Origin of the sequence: Pseudomonas sp. TH43 (genome assembly GCF_016650635.1) — a bacterium.
Lineage (GTDB): Bacteria > Pseudomonadota > Gammaproteobacteria > Pseudomonadales > Pseudomonadaceae > Aquipseudomonas.
Genome location: NZ_JAEKFI010000002.1, coordinates 254,548 through 273,338, shown reverse-complemented (window position 1 = coordinate 273,338; position 18,791 = coordinate 254,548). Strand labels below are relative to the sequence as shown.

The window sequence follows — 18,791 nt, the reverse complement described above, 5'->3', positions numbered from 1 at the left end:
AGTGGTGAAGCGTTGCCGGGCAGTCTGGTGCGGCGCTTCAAACTGCAATTGCCGGGCAGCGGATTGCATAACCTGTACGGCCCGACCGAAGCGGCTGTCGACGTCACCGCGTGGGATTGCGCCGGGCCTATCGAGCAGACCCCGGACAACACCCCGATCGGCAAACCGATCGCCAACACCCGCCTGTACATCCTCGATGCGCACCAGCAGCCGGTGCCGCAAGGCGTGGTCGGCGAGTTGTACATCGGCGGCGTACAGGTTGCGCGAGGTTATCTGAACCGGCCTGAGCTAAGTTCCGAGCGCTTCCTCGACGACCCGTTCCAAGCCAACGGGCGGATGTACCGCACCGGCGACGTCGCGCGGTATCGGCCTGACGGCAACATCGAATACCTGGGCCGTAACGACGATCAGGTGAAGATCCGTGGTTTGCGCATCGAACTGGGAGAAATTCAGGCGCGGCTTGCCCAGATCGAAGGCGTACAGGAGGCCGTGGTGGTGGCCCGTGAAGACGTGCCCGGCGATAAACGTCTGCTCGCGTACTACACCGGAGAACGGCTGGACATCGACGTGCTGCGCAGTCATTTGCTCGAGCACTTGCCGGACTACATGGTGCCCGCCGTGTTCGTGCATCTCGATGCGCTGCCGCTGAGCCCCAACGGCAAGCTCGACCGCAAGGCGCTGCCGGCGCCGGATCAGCAATCGCTGAAAAAACGCGAATACGAAGCGCCGGTCGGCGACGTCGAAATCACCCTCGCACGGCTATGGGCCGAGTTGCTCAACGTCGAACGGGTAGGGCGCCACGACCATTTCTTTGAATTGGGTGGTCACTCATTACTGGCGGTCAGTCTGATCGGCCGGTTACGTCAGGAAGGCATGGAAGCCGATGTCAGGGCGTTGTTCGAACAACCGACCCTGGCCGGCTACGCCGCAATTACGGAAAGAATGGAGATCGTCCTGTGAATGTGCTCGAACTGTTGGCAACCCTGAAGGCAAAAGACATTCAGTTGGCGGTGACCGATGAGCAATTGCGCGTAAACGGCAACAAACAGGCATTGAGCGATCCGGCGCTGCTGGCGGCGCTGCGCGAGCATAAACCGGCACTGATCGAACTGATCAAGGCGGGGCAATACTCGGCCGCCCGGGCCGGTCAGATCGACGTGCCGGCCAACGGCATTCTTCCCGGCAGCACGCACATCACGCCGGCGATGGTGACCCTGGCTGAAGTCGATCAACCAACCCTCGACCGCTTGATCGCCGCCGTCCCGGGTGGCGCTGCCAATGTGCAGGATATCTATCCCCTGGCGCCGTTGCAGGAAGGCATTCTCTATCACCACGCCAGCAACGAGCAGGGCGATCCGTACGTCATGCAATCGTACTTTGCGTTCAGCAGCCGCGAGCGTCTGCAGGACTTCGCTCAAGCCTTGCAAAAGGTCATCGATCGCCACGACATCTTGCGCACGGCGGTGCATTGGGAAGGGCTGGACGTGCCGCTGCAAGTGGTCTGGCGCCAGGCGCAGTTGCCGATGGAAGAGGTCGTGTTGCAAGACGGCGATACCGATGCGCTGCAGCAATTGCACGAGCGCTTCGATGCGCGGCATTTCCGTCTAGACGTCAAGCACGCCCCGATGATGCGTCTGGCCTACGCGTGGGATGAGGACGGTCAGCGCGTGGTCGCGACGTTGCTGTTCCATCACATGGCGCTGGACCACTCGGCGCTCGACGTGGTGCGTCACGAACTGCTCGCCTGCCTTACCGGTCAGGGTGAATCGCTCGGGCGCCCGGTGCCGTTTCGCAATTACGTGGCGCAAGCGCGACTGGGCATCAGCGAAGCCGAACACGAGGCGTTTTTTCGCGAGATGCTCGGGGACATTGCCGAGCCGACGCTGCCGTACGGTTTGCAGGACGTGCAGGGCGACGGCCTCGGTATCGCCGAACTGAGCCAGCCGATCAACCCGCTGCTTGGCCAGCGTCTGCGCGTGCAGGCGCGGCAGCTCGGCGTGAGTGCCGCGAGCCTGTTTCATCTGGGCTGGGCGCAGGTATTGGCCACGCTTACCGGCAAACACAGCGTGGTCTTCGGTACGGTGCTGATGGGGCGCATGCAGGGCGCCGAAGCCACCGAGCGAGCACTGGGAATCTTCATCAACACCTTGCCGCTGCGGGTCGATGTCGATGCGCAAGGCGTGCGCGCGGCGGTGGAGGCGACCCACAAACGCCTGACCACGTTGATGCGTCACGAACACGCGCCACTGGCATTGGCCCAGCGTTGCAGCGGCGTGGTTGCGCCGACGCCGCTGTTCAGCGCCTTGCTCAATTACCGTCACAGCCACACGGCGGCGACGGCCGGTGACGAAACCCTGGCCGCGTGGGAAGGCATCAGCACGATCAGCTCCGAAGAACGCACGAACTACCCGCTGACCCTCAGCGTCGATGATTTCGGCGATGCCTTCAGCCTGACGTTGCTGGCGACCACCGAGGTCGATCCACAGCGCCTCTGCGATTACCTGCACTGCGCACTGGAAAGTCTGGTGCTGGCGCTGGAGCAATCGCCCGACACCGCGATCAACCAATTGCCGATTCTGCCGGCGGCAGAGCGCGAGCAGGTGCTGCTGGCATTCAATGCCACCCATGCCGACTTCCCGGCAACAATGACCATTGCCCAACGGTTCGAGGCGCAAGCGGCGCAGCGGCCAGAAGCGTTGGCCGCAGAGTTTTTGGCTGAGCAATTGAGCTATGCCGAGCTCAACCGGCATGCAAACGCCTTGGCCCATCATCTGATCGCGCTCGGTGTAAAACCCGATGATCGCGTCGCCATCGTCGCCCGCCGTGGCCTCGATACCTTGGTCGGGTTGGTCGCTATTCTCAAGGCGGGCGCCGGTTATGTGCCGGTCGACCCGGCGCACCCGGCCGAGCGTCTGCATTACTTGCTCAGCGACAGCGCCCCCGTTGCCGTACTGACCCAGAACACTCTGCGTGAGCGCTTGCCGGCGCTGCAGGTGCCGGTGATCGATCTCGACCCGCTGACCTGGCCCCTGAGCGAAACCTGTGATCCGCACGTGCCGGGCCTGACCCCGGCGCACCTGGCCTACGTGATCTACACCTCCGGTTCCACCGGCCTGCCCAAAGGCGTGATGGTCGAGCACCGCACCCTGTCGAATCTGGTCGACTGGCATTGCAGCGCGTTTGATCTGTGCGCCGGTCGCCATACCTCAAGCCTTGCCGGGTTCGGTTTCGACGCGATGGCGTGGGAAGTCTGGCCGGCGTTGTGCGCCGGCGCGACCTTGCACCTGGCACCGACTCACGAAGGCACCGAGGACATCGATGCGCTGCTCGACTGGTGGCGCGCGCAGCCACTGGACGTGAGTTTCCTGCCGACGCCCGTGGCTGAATACGCCTTCAGCCAGAACCTCGAACACCCGACGCTGCGCACACTGCTGATCGGTGGCGATCGCCTGCGCCAGTTCAGCCGCAATCAGCAATTCGATGTAATCAACAACTACGGTCCGACCGAGGCCACTGTGGTCGCGACCTCTGGACGCATCGAGGCGGGCGATGCCTTGCACATCGGCAAACCGGTGGCCAACGCCACGGTGTACCTGCTGGATGAACAGCAGCGGCCTGTGCCGATTGGCGTCATGGGCGAGTTGTATGTTGGCGGCGCGGGGGTTGCGCGTGGCTATTTGAACCGTGCCGACCTGAGCGCCGAGCGCTTCCTCCACGACCCATTCAGCACTGTGCCGAATGCGCGCATGTATCGCACCGGCGACCTCGCGCGTTGGCGCGCCGATGGCACGATTGACTACCTGGGGCGCAACGACGATCAGGTGAAAATCCGTGGTGTGCGCATCGAACTCGGCGAAATCGAAACCCGCCTCAACCAGTTGCCCGGCATTCAGGAAGCCGTGTTGCTGGCCCGTGAAGATGATCCCGGTCAACCGCGGCTGGTGGCCTATTTCACCGAGCAGAGTCAGGTCGAACCACTGGCCGTGGCCGAGTTGCGTGCGCACCTGCTGACCCAGTTGCCGGAGTACATGGTGCCGGTGGCGTTCGTCAAACTCGACGCGCTGCCGTTGACCGCCAATGGCAAGGTCGACCGCAAGGCCCTGCCGAAACCCGAGCGTGCGGCGCTGTTCACCCGTGAATATGCAGTGCCCGAAGGCGAGGTGGAAACCGCGCTGGCGCAGATCTGGGCCGATGTGCTGCAAGTCGAGCGGGTCGGGCGACAGGATCACTTTTTCGAACTCGGTGGCCATTCGCTGCTGGCAATGCGCATGGTCTCGCAAGTGCGGCAACGGCTGGGTGTGGAGTTGGCTCTGGGGGATTTGTTCGCCAACGCCGAACTGGCAGCGGTCGCTGCGGTTCTCAGCGCCGCCGGGCGCTGTGCGCAACCGCAAATCCTGCCGGTACCGCGTGAGGGCGCCTTGCCGCTGTCGTTCGCCCAGCAACGCCTGTGGTTTCTGGCACAGATGGAAGGTGCCAACACCGCTTACAACATTCCCGTGGCCCTGCGCCTGCGCGGCCGACTCGACGACGATGCGTTGCAACGTGCACTGGCACGCATCGTCGCCCGTCATGAAACCCTGCGCAGCCGATTCGCCCAGTACAACGACGAAGCGCAAGTGCTGATCGCCCCGGTCGACAGCGGCCTGCTGCTGCGTATCGAAGACCTGCGCCAGCACCCGCAACCCGATGAAACCTTGCAGGCGCTGATTCAGGGCGAAGCGTCGGGGCCGTTCGATTTGCAGGACGATGCGCTGATTCGCGGACGCCTGGTGCGTCTGGCCGACGATCACCATGTGCTGTTGCTGACCCTGCACCACATCATCTCCGATGGCTGGTCGATGGGGGTTTTGACCCGCGAACTGATGGCGTTGTATCAAGCGTTCAGCCATGGCCAGCCTGATCCGCTGCCGCCGCTGGCATTGCAATACACCGACTACGCGGTGTGGCAGCGACGCTGGCTCAGCGGCGAGGTGTTGCAGCGCCAAAGCGAATACTGGCAGCAGCATCTCGCGGGCGCGCCAGCGTTGCTGATGTTGCCGACCGATCGTGCGCGCCCGGCACAGCAAGACTATGCCGGCAGCAGTGTCGACGTTGTGCTCGACGAACGCTTGAGCGCCGGCCTCAAGGCGCTGGGCCAACGGCACGGCGTGACGTTGTACATGACGCTGATGAGCGCCTGGGCAATGCTGCTCAGTCGGTTGTCCGGTCAGGCGGAAGTCGTGATCGGCTCGCCCGTGGCCAACCGCAACCGAGCCGAGATCGAAGGCTTGATCGGCATGTTCGTCAACACCCTGGCCATGCGCATCGATACCTCGGGCGAGCTCAGCGTTGAAGCGCTGTTGGCGCGGGTCAAGGCGCTGACGCTGGCCGCGCAGACGCATCAGGATCTGCCGTTCGAACAAGTGGTGGAGATTATTCGTCCGCTGCGCAGCCTAGCGCACAGTCCGGTGTTCCAGACGTTGCTGAGTTGGGACGCTCTCGAAGGTCCGGCGCTGGCCCTCGGTGATTTGACGCTGGAAGGCGTGGCCGAGCCGAGCCACTTTGCCAAGTTTGATTTGTCGCTGAGCCTGGGCGAGGCCAACGGGGTGATTCGGGGTTCGCTGGAGTACGCCACCGCATTGTTCGACGAGGCGACGGTGCTGCGTTTTGTCGGGTATTTCCAGCGTCTGTTGCAGGCGATGGTCGCCAACGATCAAACGGTGCTGGAGCACGCACCGCTATTGGCGCAGGACGAACAGCAACGTTTGTTGGGCGACTTCAATGCGACGACAGCGGATTACAACCTTGAGCAGACGATTCATGGTCTGTTCGGGGCGCAAGTAGCGCGCACGCCGTCGGCGATTGCGTTGCAGAGTGACGCGCAGCGCCTGAGCTTCGCCGAACTCAACGCCAGGGCCAACCAACTGGCGTGGCACCTGCGTGGCTTGGGAGTGCAGCCTGATTCGCGGGTGGCGATTTGCGTCGAGCGTGGTCTGGACATGGTCATCGGACTGCTGGCGATCCTCAAGGCCGGTGGCGGTTACGTGCCGCTGGATCCGGCGTATCCGCTGGAGCGTCTGGCCTACATGCTGGAGGACAGTGCGCCCCTGGCGGTTTTGGTACAGGGTTCCACGCGCGAGCTGCTCGGTGAGATGGCCGCAGCGGTGATCGATCTCGATCAAGCGCATTGGCAATCGCAGCCGACGGGCAATCTATGCGTCGCTGAGTTGACCCCGCAACACACTGCCTACGTGATTTACACCTCCGGCTCGACCGGTCAGCCGAAGGGCGTGATCAACGAACACCGCGGGGTGGTCAACCGCCTGCTGTGGATGCAGGACGCTTATCAACTGACGGCGGCTGACACGGTTTTACAGAAAACCCCGTTCAGTTTCGACGTGTCGGTGTGGGAGTTTTTCTGGCCGTTGATGACGGGCGCACGACTGGTCATGGCGCAGCCCGGCGGGCACAAGGATCCGCAGTACCTGAGCGAAGTGATCGAACGCGAACACATCACCACGCTGCACTTTGTGCCGTCGATGCTCGACGTATTCCTCGCTAACAGCGACACCACACGCTGCGACAGCCTGCGTCAGGTGATGTGCAGCGGTGAAGCGTTGCCGGGCAGTCTGGTACGGCGTTTCAAACTGCAATTGCCGGGCAGCGAGTTGCATAACCTCTACGGCCCGACCGAAGCCGCCGTCGACGTCACCGCGTGGAATTGCTCCGGGCCACTGGAGCAAACCCCGGACAACACACCGATCGGCAAACCGATCGCCAACACCCGGATGTACATCCTCGACGGCCAACAACAACCTGTGCCGCAAGGCGTGGTCGGTGAGTTGTACATCGGCGGTGTGCAGGTGGCACGGGGTTATCTGAACCGACCGCAGCTGAGCGCCGAACGCTTCCTCGACGATCCGTTCCAGGCCAGCGGGCGCATGTACCGCACCGGTGACGTCGCTCGCTATCTGGCCGACGGCAACATCGAATACCTGGGCCGTAACGACGATCAGGTGAAAATCCGCGGTCTGCGCATCGAACTGGGTGAAATCCAGGCGCGTCTGACCCAGATTGCTGGTGTGCAGGAAGCGGCGGTGCTGGCTCGCGAAGACGTGCCGGGCGACAAGCGTCTGGTTGCGTACTACACCGGCGAGAGGCTTGAAATCGACGTGCTGCGCGATCACCTGCTGGAGCACTTGCCGGACTACATGGTGCCCGTGGTGTTTGTGCATCTCGATGCACTGCCGCTGAGTCCCAACGGCAAACTTGACCGTAAGGCGCTGCCGGCCCCGAATCTGACAGCACTGATCTCACGCGAATACGAAGCGCCGGTCGGCGAGGTGGAAATCGCCCTCGCGCGACTGTGGGCTGAATTGCTCAATGTCGAGCGGGTAGGGCGCCACGATCACTTCTTTGAACTGGGTGGCCACTCGCTGCTGGCGGTCAACCTCGTGGCGAAAATGCGTCGCGCCGGCCTGAGCGCTGACATTCGCGTGCTGTTCAACCAGCCGACACTGGCGGCATTGGCGGCTGCCGTGGGTGGTGAACCCGAGGCCGAAGTACCGGCCAATCGCATCACCGCCGATTGCACGCGCATCACCCCCGAGATGCTGTCGCTGGTCACACTTGATCAAGAGGCTGTTGACCGTATCGTCGCCAGCATTCCGGGCGGCGCGGCCAATGTGCAGGATATCTACCCTTTGGCGCCATTGCAGACGGGCATTCTGTTCCATCATCTGTCTGCCGCGCAGGGCGATCCGTACGTCCTGCAGGCGCAGTTTGCATTTGCCGATGAACAGCGTCTGCACACCTTCACCGAAGCCTTGCAGAAGGTGATTCAGCGCCATGACATTCTGCGCACCTCGTTGTTCTGGGAGGGTCTGGAAAACCCGGTGCAAGTAGTCTGGCGCCGGGCGTCGCTGGTCTGCGAAGGCGTTGCGCTGGATAGCGCCAGCGGTGATGTGCTGGAGCAATTGCGCCGTTGCTTCGATGTCGGTCAGTACCGCATGGCCGTCAATCAGGCGCCGCAGATACGTGTGGTCCACGCGTGGGATGCGGTCAATCAGCGTGTCGTGGCATTGCTGCTGTTCCATCATCTGGTGATGGACCACGTCGCGCTGGAGGTGCTGCAACATGAAATGCAGGCCTTCCTGCTCGACCAGCCACAGCGTCTCGCCGCGTCGGTGCCGTATCGCAACTACGTGGCGCAGACGTTGTCGGGGTTGAGCGATCAGCAGCACGAAAGCTTCTTCCGCGAGATGCTTGGCAATGTCGACGAACCGACCTTGCCCTACGGTCAGAATCTGGCCCACGACGGACCTGCGCAACAGGCGCAGCTGACGCTGGAACGTCCACTGAGCCATGGCGTACGTCAACAGGCACGACGCCTGGGCGTCAGCGCCGCCAGCCTGATGCACCTCGCCTGGGCGCAGGTGCTGGGGCAATTGTCCGGGCGCGACGCCGTGGTATTCGGCACGGTGTTGCTCGGCCGATTGCAGGGTGGTGAAGGCTCGGAACGGGCGCTCGGCGTGTTCATCAACACCTTGCCGCTGTGCATTGAGCTCAATGCGCACAGTGTCAAAGGTGCCGCGCTGGCAACCCATCAACGTTTGAGTCAGTTGCTGGCTCATGAGCATGCGCAGTTGGCGCAGGCGCAACAATGCAGCGCCATGCCGTCGGGTACGCCGCTGTTCAGCACCCTGCTCAACTACCGTCACAGCGCGCCGGCCGGGCCTGCATCGGCCGAGGGGCACGCGGCGTGGCAAGGCATGCAATTGCTCAAGGCCGAGGAGCACACCAACTATCGCCTGACCCTCAGCGTTGACGATTTCGGTGAGGGTTTCAGCCTGACCGCATTGGCCGGAGCGGGCATTGATGCACAACGCATCTGCGAGTACATGCAGGGTGCATTGCGCGTATTGCTCGATGCACTGGAGCACACGCCGCACGTGGGCTTTGATCGGTTGTCGATCTTGCCGATGCACGAGCGTGAACTGTTGTTGGTGGGTTTCAACGCGACCGAGGCCAACTACCCGCGTGGTTTGACGATTGCCCAGCGTTTCGAATCGCAGGTCGCCGAGCGTCCGCAGGCTGTGGCAGCGGTGTTTGCCGGGCAGCCACTGACTTACTTGCAACTCAATCGCCAGGCCAATGCGTTGGCGCATCACTTGATCGCCAACGGGGTGAAAGCCGACGACCGCGTGGCCATCGTCGCCCGTCGGGGTCTCGACACACTGGTCGGGCTGGTCGCCATTCTCAAGGCGGGCGCCGGTTATGTGCCGATCGATCCGGCGCATCCCGCCGAGCGGATCAGTTATTTATTGAGCGACAGCGCGCCGGTCGCGGTGCTCACGCAAAGCGATCTGCACGAGCGACTGCCGCGGCTGAGCGTGCCAGTGATCGATGTCGACCTGTGCGCATGGCCGGCGCAGGCGCAACACAACCCTGCAGTGCCGGGCTTGAGCGCTGCGCATCTGGTGTACGTGATCTACACCTCGGGTTCGACCGGTTTGCCCAAAGGCGTCATGGTCGAGCATCAGACGCTGTGCAACCTGGTCGACTGGCACTGTGAAGCGTTCGACTTACACTCCGGCAACCACACCTCAAGTCTTGCTGGCTTCGGTTTCGATGCGATGGCGTGGGAAGTCTGGCCGGCCCTGTGCGCGGGCGCGACCCTGCACCTGGCGCCGACCCATGACGGCGCTGAAGACATTGATGCGCTGCTCGATTGGTGGCGCGCGCAACCGCTGGACGTGAGCTTTTTGCCGACTCCGGTCGCCGAATACGCGTTCAGCCAGAACCTCGATCACCCAACCTTGCGCACCTTGCTGATCGGTGGCGATCGCTTGCGTCAGTTCAGCCGTCAGCAGCGCTTCGCCGTGATCAACAACTACGGGCCCACCGAGGCCACGGTAGTTGCCACTTCCGGGCGCATTGAAGTCGGCGCGGCGTTGCACATCGGCAAACCGGTGGCGAACGCAGCGGTTTACTTGCTTGACGAGCAACAACGCCCGGTGCCGTTCGGCGTGATGGGCGAGTTGTACGTCGGTGGTGCAGGGGTGGCTCGGGGGTATCTGAACCGCGCCGATCTGACCGCCGAGCGTTTCCTGCAAGACCCGTTCAGCCCCTTGCCGAATGCGCGCATGTACCGCACCGGTGACCTTGCCCGCTGGCGTGACGACGGTTCGCTCGATTATCTGGGGCGTAACGATGACCAGGTGAAAATCCGCGGCATGCGCATTGAGTTGGGTGAAATCGAGACCCGCCTCAATCAGCTCCCCGGTATCAATGAAGCGGTGCTGCTGGCCCGCGAGGACCAACCCGGTCAGCCGCGACTGGTGGCGTATTTCACCGAACAAGCCGGGGCCGAGCCACTGCCGGTGGGCGAGTTGCGCGAGCAGCTGCTGGCGCAGTTGCCGGACTACATGGTGCCGGCGGCGTTTGTCCGGCTCGAGGCATTGCCGCTGACCGCCAATGGCAAGGTCGACCGCAAGGCCTTGCCGAAACCGGATCTGGCCGCGCTGTCGACTCGCGAATATGTGGCGCCGCAAGGCCAACTGGAAACCGCGCTGGCGCAGATCTGGGCCGAAGTGCTGCACGTCGAGCAGGTCGGCCGTCACGATCACTTCTTCGAACTCGGCGGCCATTCGCTGTTGGCGATGCGCATGGTCTCGCTGATCCGTCAGCGTCTCGGCGTCGAACTGGCGCTGAGTGATCTGTTTGCCGACGCCCAATTGAGTGCAGTGGCCGAAGTATTGAAGCGCGCCGGGCGCAGCGCGCTACCGGACATTGTGCCGGCACCGCGTGATCAACCGCTGCCGATGTCCTTCGCCCAGCAACGTCTGTGGTTCCTCGCGCAGATGGCCGGCGGCAACTTGGCGTACAACATTCCTCTCGGTTTGCGCCTGCGCGGTCACCTGGATGTCGATGCATTGCAAGCGGCGCTGGCGCGAATCGTTGCGCGCCACGAAACCCTGCGCAGCCGTTTCGTCAGCCTCGACGACACCGCACAGGTGGCAATTGCCCCGGTCGACAGCAGTGTGCTCTTGCGCGTGGACGACCTGCGTCAACAGCCGCACGCCGAGCAGACTTTGCAGACATTGATGACACAGGAAGCTTCGAGCGCTTTCGATCTGCAGAACGATTCGTTGATTCGCGGACGGTTGGTGCGTCTGGCCGACGAGCATCATGTGCTGCTGTTGACCGTGCATCACATCGTCGCCGATGGCTGGTCGATGGGCGTGCTGACCGCTGAGTTGATGGCCTTGTATCAAGCGTTCAGCCAGGGGCAGCCTGATCCGCTGCCGCCACTGGCGCTGCAATACGGCGACTACGCCGTGTGGCAGCGGCGCTGGCTCAGCGGTGAGGTGCTGCAGCGGCAAAGCGACTACTGGCAGCAGACCCTCGACGGCGCGCCGGCCTTGTTGACGCTGCCTACCGATCGACCGCGCCCGGCACAACAGGATTACACCGGCGGCAACGTCGACGTGCTGCTGGACGAGCGCTTGAGCATGGCGCTCAAGGCTTTGAGCCAACGTCATGGCGTGACCTTGTTCATGACTGTCATGAGCGCCTGGGCATTGCTGATGAGTCGTCTGTCCGGGCAATCCGATGTGGTCATCGGTTCGCCAGTGGCCAACCGCAGCCGTGCTGAAATCGAAGGTTTGATCGGCATGTTCGTCAACACGCTTGCCCTGCGTATCGACACCTCGGGCGCGCCGAGCGTCGAAGCGCTGCTGGCGCGGGTCAAGGCGCGGACACTGGAGGCGCAGGCGCATCAGGATCTGCCGTTCGAGCAAGTGGTGGAAATTACCCGGCCGGTTCGCTGCCTGGCGCACAGTCCGCTGTTCCAGACCACACTGAGCTGGGAGGGCAACGTCGGCCCGCAACTGGCCTTGGGCGAGCTGACGCTGGAGGGCGTTGCCGGGTCGGGCGATGTCGCCAAATTTGACCTGACGCTGACACTGGGCGAGGTCAACGGCGTGATTCGCGGCGCGCTCAACTACGCCACGGCGCTGTTCGATGCGTCGACGATTGCACGTTACATCGGTTACTTCGAACGTCTGCTCGAAGCGATGATTGCGGGGGATCAAACGGTACTGGAACAGGTGCCGCTGCTGGCGGCGGATGAGCGCCAGCAGGTGCTGTACGACTTCAACGCCACGGCGCGCGATTACCCGCAGACCCTGACCGTGCACGGGATTTTCCAGCAACAAGCGGCAGCGCATCCGAAGGCTGTGGCGGCGGAGCATGGCGCGCAATCGCTGAGCTATTTCGAACTGAACGCGCAGGCCAACCGCCTGGCCCATCACCTGATCGGCCAGGGCGTGCAACCGGGTGATCACGTGGCGATCCTGCTGCCACGTTCGCTGGAGTTGCTGGTGGCGCAACTGGCAATCGCCAAATGTGCGGCAGCCTACGTGCCGCTGGATATCAATGCGCCGAGCGAGCGTCAGGCGTTCATGGTCGAGGATTGCCGAGCGGTGGCATTGTTGACCTTGAGGAGTGAAGTGATCGACTACGCGGCGCCGCGCATCGATCTGGACACGCTGACCCTCAACGGCCAGCCGACGCATAACCCGAACCTTGTGCAGTCTTCCGAGGCGCTGGCGTACATCATGTACACCTCCGGTTCCACCGGCACGCCGAAAGGGGTGATGGTGCCGCACCGTGGCATCGGCCGGTTGGTGCTCAACAACGGTTACGCCGATTTCAATCCGCAGGATCGTGTGGTCTTCGCCTCGAACCCGGCGTTCGACGCCAGCACCATGGACATCTGGGGGCCGCTGCTCAATGGCGGTCGCGTGGTGATCATCGATCATCAGACCTTGCTTGATCCGACCGCTTTCGGTCGTGAGTTGAGCACCCGTGGCGCGACGATCCTGTTCGTCACCACCGCGCTGTTCAACCAATACGTGCAACTGATCCCGCAGGCGCTCAAAGGCCTGCGGATTCTGCTGTGCGGCGGTGAGCGTGGCGATCCGGCGGCGTTCCGCACGCTGCTGGCCGAGGCGCCGAATCTGCGCATCGTGCATTGCTACGGCCCGACGGAAACCACCACCTACGCAACGACGTTCGAAGTGAAGGAGGTGGCTGAAAATGCCGAGAGCGTGCCGATTGGCGGGCCCATCGGCAACACGCAGGTGTACGTGCTCGACGCGTATCAGCAACCCGTGCCGATGGGCGTGACCGGCGAGCTGTACATCGGCGGGCAGGGCGTGGCGCTGGGTTACCTGAATCGACCGGATCTGACCGCCGAGAAATTCCTCTGCGATCCGTTTAGTGAAAAACCGGGTGCGCTGCTCTACCGCACCGGCGACCTCGCACGCTGGCTGGCGCCGGGGCAACTGGACTGCATCGGGCGCAATGACGATCAGGTGAAAATCCGTGGCTTCCGTATCGAGCTGGGAGAAATCGAAAATCGGTTGCTGAATTGCCCGGGAATCAAGGAGGCGGTGGTGCTGGCACGTCGCGACGGTCAGGAGACCACGCGTCTGGTCGCGTATTACACCGCGCACGAGGGGCAACTGGACAGCGTCGACCTGCACGGCCGATTGTTGGCGCGCCTGCCGGACTACATGGTGCCGACGGCATGGGTCCAACTGGAAGTGTTGCCGCTGAACAACAACGGCAAGATCGACCGCAAGGCGCTGCCGGCACCGACGTCGGCTGCCATGCTCAGTCGGGTCTATGCAGCGCCGGTCACTGCCCTGGAAGAACACCTGGCGCGGATCTGGGCCGGGTTGTTGCAGGTAGAGCAGGTTGGTCGACACGACAATTTCTTCGAGTTGGGCGGCCATTCGTTGCTGGCGATGCGCATGCTGTCGCAGGTCCGGCAACAGCTGAACGTAGAGTTGACCCTGGCCGAGCTGTTCGCTAATCCGGAACTGGCGGTGGTGGCGCAAGTATTGAGCCGGGCCGGGCGCAGCACGCTGCCGGACATTCTGCCGGCCCCGCGTGATCAAGCGTTGCCGCTGTCGTTTGCACAGCAGCGCCTGTGGTTCCTGGCGCAAATGGACGGTGGCAACACGGCGTACAACATCCCGCTCGGTCTGCGTCTGCGCGGTCGGCTGGATGAAGACGCCCTGCAACGGGCACTGGCACGCATTGTCGAGCGCCACGAAACCCTGCGCAGTCGCTTCAGCCAGATCGACGATCAGGCACAGGTAGTGATCTTGCCGGCTGACACCGGGTTTTTGTTGCAGGTTGAAGATTTGCGCCGGCACCCGCAGGCCGACAACGCCTTGCGTGGCTTGATCGAAGAGCAAGCCAGCGCATCGTTCAGCCTTGCGCACGATCCGCTGATTCGCGGACGTCTGGTGCGCCTGGCCGACGATCACCATGTGCTGTTGCTGACGATGCATCACATCATCTCCGATGGCTGGTCACTGGGTGTGCTGACCCGTGAGTTGGCGGCGTTGTACCAGGCGTTCAGCCATGATGAGGAAGATCCGCTGCCGCCGCTGGCGTTGCAGTACAGCGATTACGCAGTGTGGCAACGCCGTTGGCTCAGTGGTGAGGTGCTGCAACGTCAGAGCGATTACTGGCAGCACAACCTGGCCGGTGTGCCGGCGTTGCTGACCCTGCCGACCGATCGCCCGCGTCCGGCGCAACAGAACTTTGCCGGCAGCCATGTCGACGTGGTGCTGGACGAGCCTCTGAGTCGCGGACTTAAAGCGCTGTGTCAGCGTCGCGCGGTGACGCCGTACATGGTGATCCTGAGCGCCTGGGCAATGTTGCTCAGTCGCTTGTCCGGGCAGACCGACGTGGTGATCGGCTCGCCGGTAGCCAACCGTACCCGCGCCGAGATCGAAGGCTTGATCGGTATGTTCGTCAACACGCTGGCCCTGCGCATCGACACATCTGGCGCGCTGAGCGGCGAAGCGTTGCTGCAACGGGTCAAGGCGCAAACCCTGGCGGCGCAGGCGCATCAGGATCTGCCGTTCGAGCACGTGGTGGACATCAGCAAACCGCTGCGCAGTCTGGCCCACAGCGCGCTGTTCCAGACCCTGCTGAGCTGGGACAACAATGACGGCCCGAGTCTGCAGCTCGGTGACCTGACGCTGGAAGGTGTAGCGGGGGAAAGCCACTTTGTGAAGTTCGACCTGTCGCTGAGTCTGGGTGAAAGCGCCGATGGCGTTCGCGGCTCGCTGCGTTATGCCACGGCATTGTTCGATGAGGCGACGGTGCGGCGTTTTGTCGGTTACTTCCAGCAGTTGCTCGCTGCGCTGGTGACTGATGACCAAGCGCTGCTGGAGCAGGTGCCGTTGCTGGCACAGGAAGAACGTCAGCGCTTGTTGCTCGATTTCAATGCCAGCGAAGTCGACTGCGCGCTGGAACAGCCGTTGCACCACTTGTTCGAGGCGCAGGTACGCGATAAACCCGATGCCATTGCCGTGCAGTCCGAAGCCGGGTGCCTCACCTACGGCCAACTCAATGCGCGAGCCAACCAACTGGCCCATCACTTGCGCGAGCAGGGCGTGCAGCCGGATTCACGTGTGGCGATCTGCGTCGAGCGCGGACTGGATCTGGTGGTCGGTCTGCTGGGCATTCTCAAAGCGGGCGGGGCGTATGTGCCGCTGGATCCGGGATATCCGGCGGAGCGTCTGGCGTACATGCTCAAGGACAGCGCGCCGGTTGCGGTGCTGGTGCAGGCGGCTACCCGGTCATTGTTCGACGTGGATACGACGACGTTGATCGACCTCGATCTCGGTACCTGGCAGCACCTGCCCGATTACGATCCGCAGGTGCCGGGCCTGAGCGCTACCAACCTGGCCTACATGATCTACACCTCCGGCTCCACCGGCCTGCCGAAAGGCGTGATGATCGAGCATCGCAGCGCCTGCAATATGGTGCATTGGGGGTCGCAGCTCAGTCCGCCGACCGAACACGGTGCGTTGCTGCAAAAGGCACCGTTCAGCTTCGACAGTTCGGTGTGGGAGATCTTCTGGCCGCTGTGTTCCGGCCTGCGTCTGGTACTGGCGCGGCCCGATGGCAACCGCGATTCGGCTTATGTGGTGCAGGCGATTCGCGAGCATCAAGTGACGGTGGTCAAGTTTGTACCGGCGCTGCTGCAGGACTTCATCGAACAGGATGATGTCAGCCAGTGCACCAGCCTCACCGATGTGCTCAACGGTGGCGGCGAGCTCAGTGCGGCGCTGGCGCGTCAGGTGCGTGATCGCCTGCCGTGGGTACGGTTGCATAACGTTTACGGCCCGACTGAAACCACGGTCGACAGCACCGGCTGGACGCTTGAGCCGGATCAGCCGGTGCCGCACAACGGGGTGCCGATCGGCAAAGCGCTGAGCAATACGCGCTTGTACGTTCTCGATGCGCACGATCAACCGGTGCCACAGGGTGTCAGCGGCCAGTTGCACATCGGCGGCGTGGGTGTGGCGCGTGGTTATCACGCACTGCCTGACATGCAGGCCGAGCGTTTTATCGACAGTCCTTTCGTGCCGGGTGATCGCCTGTACCGCACCGGCGACATGGCGCGCTACAACAACGACGGTGATCTGGAATTCCTCGGGCGCAATGACTTCCAGATCAAGCTGCGCGGCTTGCGTCTGGAGCCGGGTGAAATCGAAGCGCGGCTGATCGAACACCCGGCCATTCGCGAAGCCGTGGTGATGGTCCGCGATGAACGTCTGGTGGCCTGGTACACCGTGCGGGCCGGGCTGCAGGCGCCAGACCTGGACGTCTTGCGCGCCCATGTGCTGGAGCGTTTGCCGGCATACATGGTGCCCGGCGCCTACGTGGTGCTCGAGGCATTGCCGCTGACCCCCAACGACAAGGTCGACCGCAAGGCCTTGCCAGAGCCGGGCGCAGACGCAGTGATCAACCGTCCTTATGTGGCGCCGCAAGGCGAGGTTGAAACTGCGATGGCGCGGATCTGGGCCGAAGTGCTTGGCGTCGAGCAGGTCGGTCGTCACGACAACTTCTTCGAATTGGGTGGGCATTCTTTGCTCGCGGTGCGGTTGGTCAATCTGCTGCAACGCGGCGGATTGCACGTGTCGCTGGCCGAATTGTTCCAGCACCCGAGTATCGAGTCGGCCGCCGCATTGCTCGGTCGGGGCGAGGTCGCCGGGCAACCGGAGGGGTTGGTCGTAGTGCGTGCCGGGGAGCGTGGCACTCCGCTGTTCCTGGTTCATGAATTCAGTGGCCGCGACGTGTATTTCCCGACGCTGGCGCAGCACATTGGCGGCGAGTTTGCGATTTATGGCCTGCCCGGCGTGCCGCTGGGTCAGCCACAGCTACGCACAATCGAATGCATGGCCAGGCGGATGGCCGGGATCATCCGATCGGTGCAGCCAAACGGGCCGTATCGTCTGGCGGGATGGTCGTTCGGCGGCGTGCTGGCGCATGAAGTTGCCCAGCAATTGCTTGGCCAGGACCAACTGGTCGACTTCATCGGCATGCTCGACAGCTACGCACCCAATTCACTGGCTCAGGACAAGGCAATGTGGAGCGGCAAGGATCTCGACAAGCGCCAGTTACTGGGGCATTGCCGGGGGCGTTCGATGATGCGCGGTGCAGAAGGCGCCGCCGCGCTGGCGGCAGTGCAGGCACTGGAAGCCGACATCGAACAACTGGATTTCCACGCGCTGTTCCAGCGTTGCCAGGATCAGCAACTGACCGATCCGGAACTGGCGACGGTCAGCACGGCCGATGCCTGGCATTACTTCGATCGTGAAGCGGCGCATCGCCTGGCCTTGGCGCATTACCGGGTAAGCCCGGCCAGCCAGACGATTCATCTGTTCCGCGCTCAGGCATTGATGGAGGGCCAGTCTGTGCCAAGCCCGACACGCGGCTGGGAGGAGCGCTTCGACAGCCGTCTGCTGCAGTGCATCGACATTCCCGGTGATCACCGCAGCATGATGAAAAACCCGGATATTCAGGCGCTGGGACAAGCCATCACACAGGCGCTTGAGGCTGTAGTCGCGCCAGCAGCAGCGGTGTATCAGCCGCTGCTGACGATCCAGACCGGGCACCTTGGTCATGCGCCGATTTTCTGTGTGCCGGGGGCGGGTGACAGCGTCACCGGGTTCATTCACCTCACCGAAGCAATCGGCCCGGAGTGGCCGATCATTGGTCTGCAACCGCGCGGGCTGGACGGCAACAGTGTGCCGCACAGTCAGGTCGAGGCTGCAGCGGCGTTCTACCTGCAAGCCATCGAGCAGTTGTACCCGCAAGGTGCGGTGCATTTGATCGGCCATTCGTTCGGCGGTTGGGTGGCGCATGCCATGGCGGCGCAGTTGCAAGCGGCCGGGCGGGAGGTGGCATCACTGACGTTGATCGACAGCGAGGCGCCGGGCGGCAACGGCTCGGCGGGCAAACCGTACACCGCTACGGCGGCGCTGGAGCGCTTGATCGAGACGCTGCAACTGTCCAGTGGCAAGTCGCTGGAGATTGATCCGCAGACGTTCGCCGAGGCCGATGACGCCACGCAAATGCACTTGCTGCATGCCGGCGTGGTGCAGGCCGGCGTGCTGTCGGAGCGCGCCGCGCCTGATGCGATGCATGGCCCGGTTCGCACCTTCGCCACGGCACTGCGCACGGTCTATCAACCACAACTGGCCTATACCGGGCCGGTGCGCCTGGCGCTGGTCGATGATCCGACGCTGGATGCGTGGGGCAATCAGCGCGAGCAGGCGGCGATGGTCGAGGGCTGGCAGCGCCAGGTCGCGGATCTGGCGGTGTGGTACGGGCCGGGGAACCATTTCACGATTCTCAAGGCGCCCAACGTCTTCAGTCTCGCGGCGTGGTGGCATGACGGGCTGAAAGTGCCAACGGGCGAAATATTGTCCTGA

Annotated in this window: 2 protein-coding genes (1 of these 2 running past the window's edge); both read left to right on the top strand. The window is 63.2% G+C overall.

What is annotated here, in order from left to right:
* Positions 1-960 carry the 3' end of a non-ribosomal peptide synthetase gene (locus tag JFT81_RS08145; protein WP_201226872.1) on the top strand. 12,057 nt of this gene lie to the left of the window's left edge, so only the last 960 of its 13,017 coding nucleotides appear in the window; the start codon falls outside the window, past its left edge; the stop codon is at positions 958-960.
* A complete protein-coding gene (locus tag JFT81_RS08140; RefSeq protein ID WP_201226871.1) occupies positions 957-18,791 on the top strand; it encodes a non-ribosomal peptide synthase/polyketide synthase in 17,835 nt (5,944 codons plus the stop codon). Before JFT81_RS08145 ends, JFT81_RS08140 begins: the two co-directional genes overlap by 4 nt.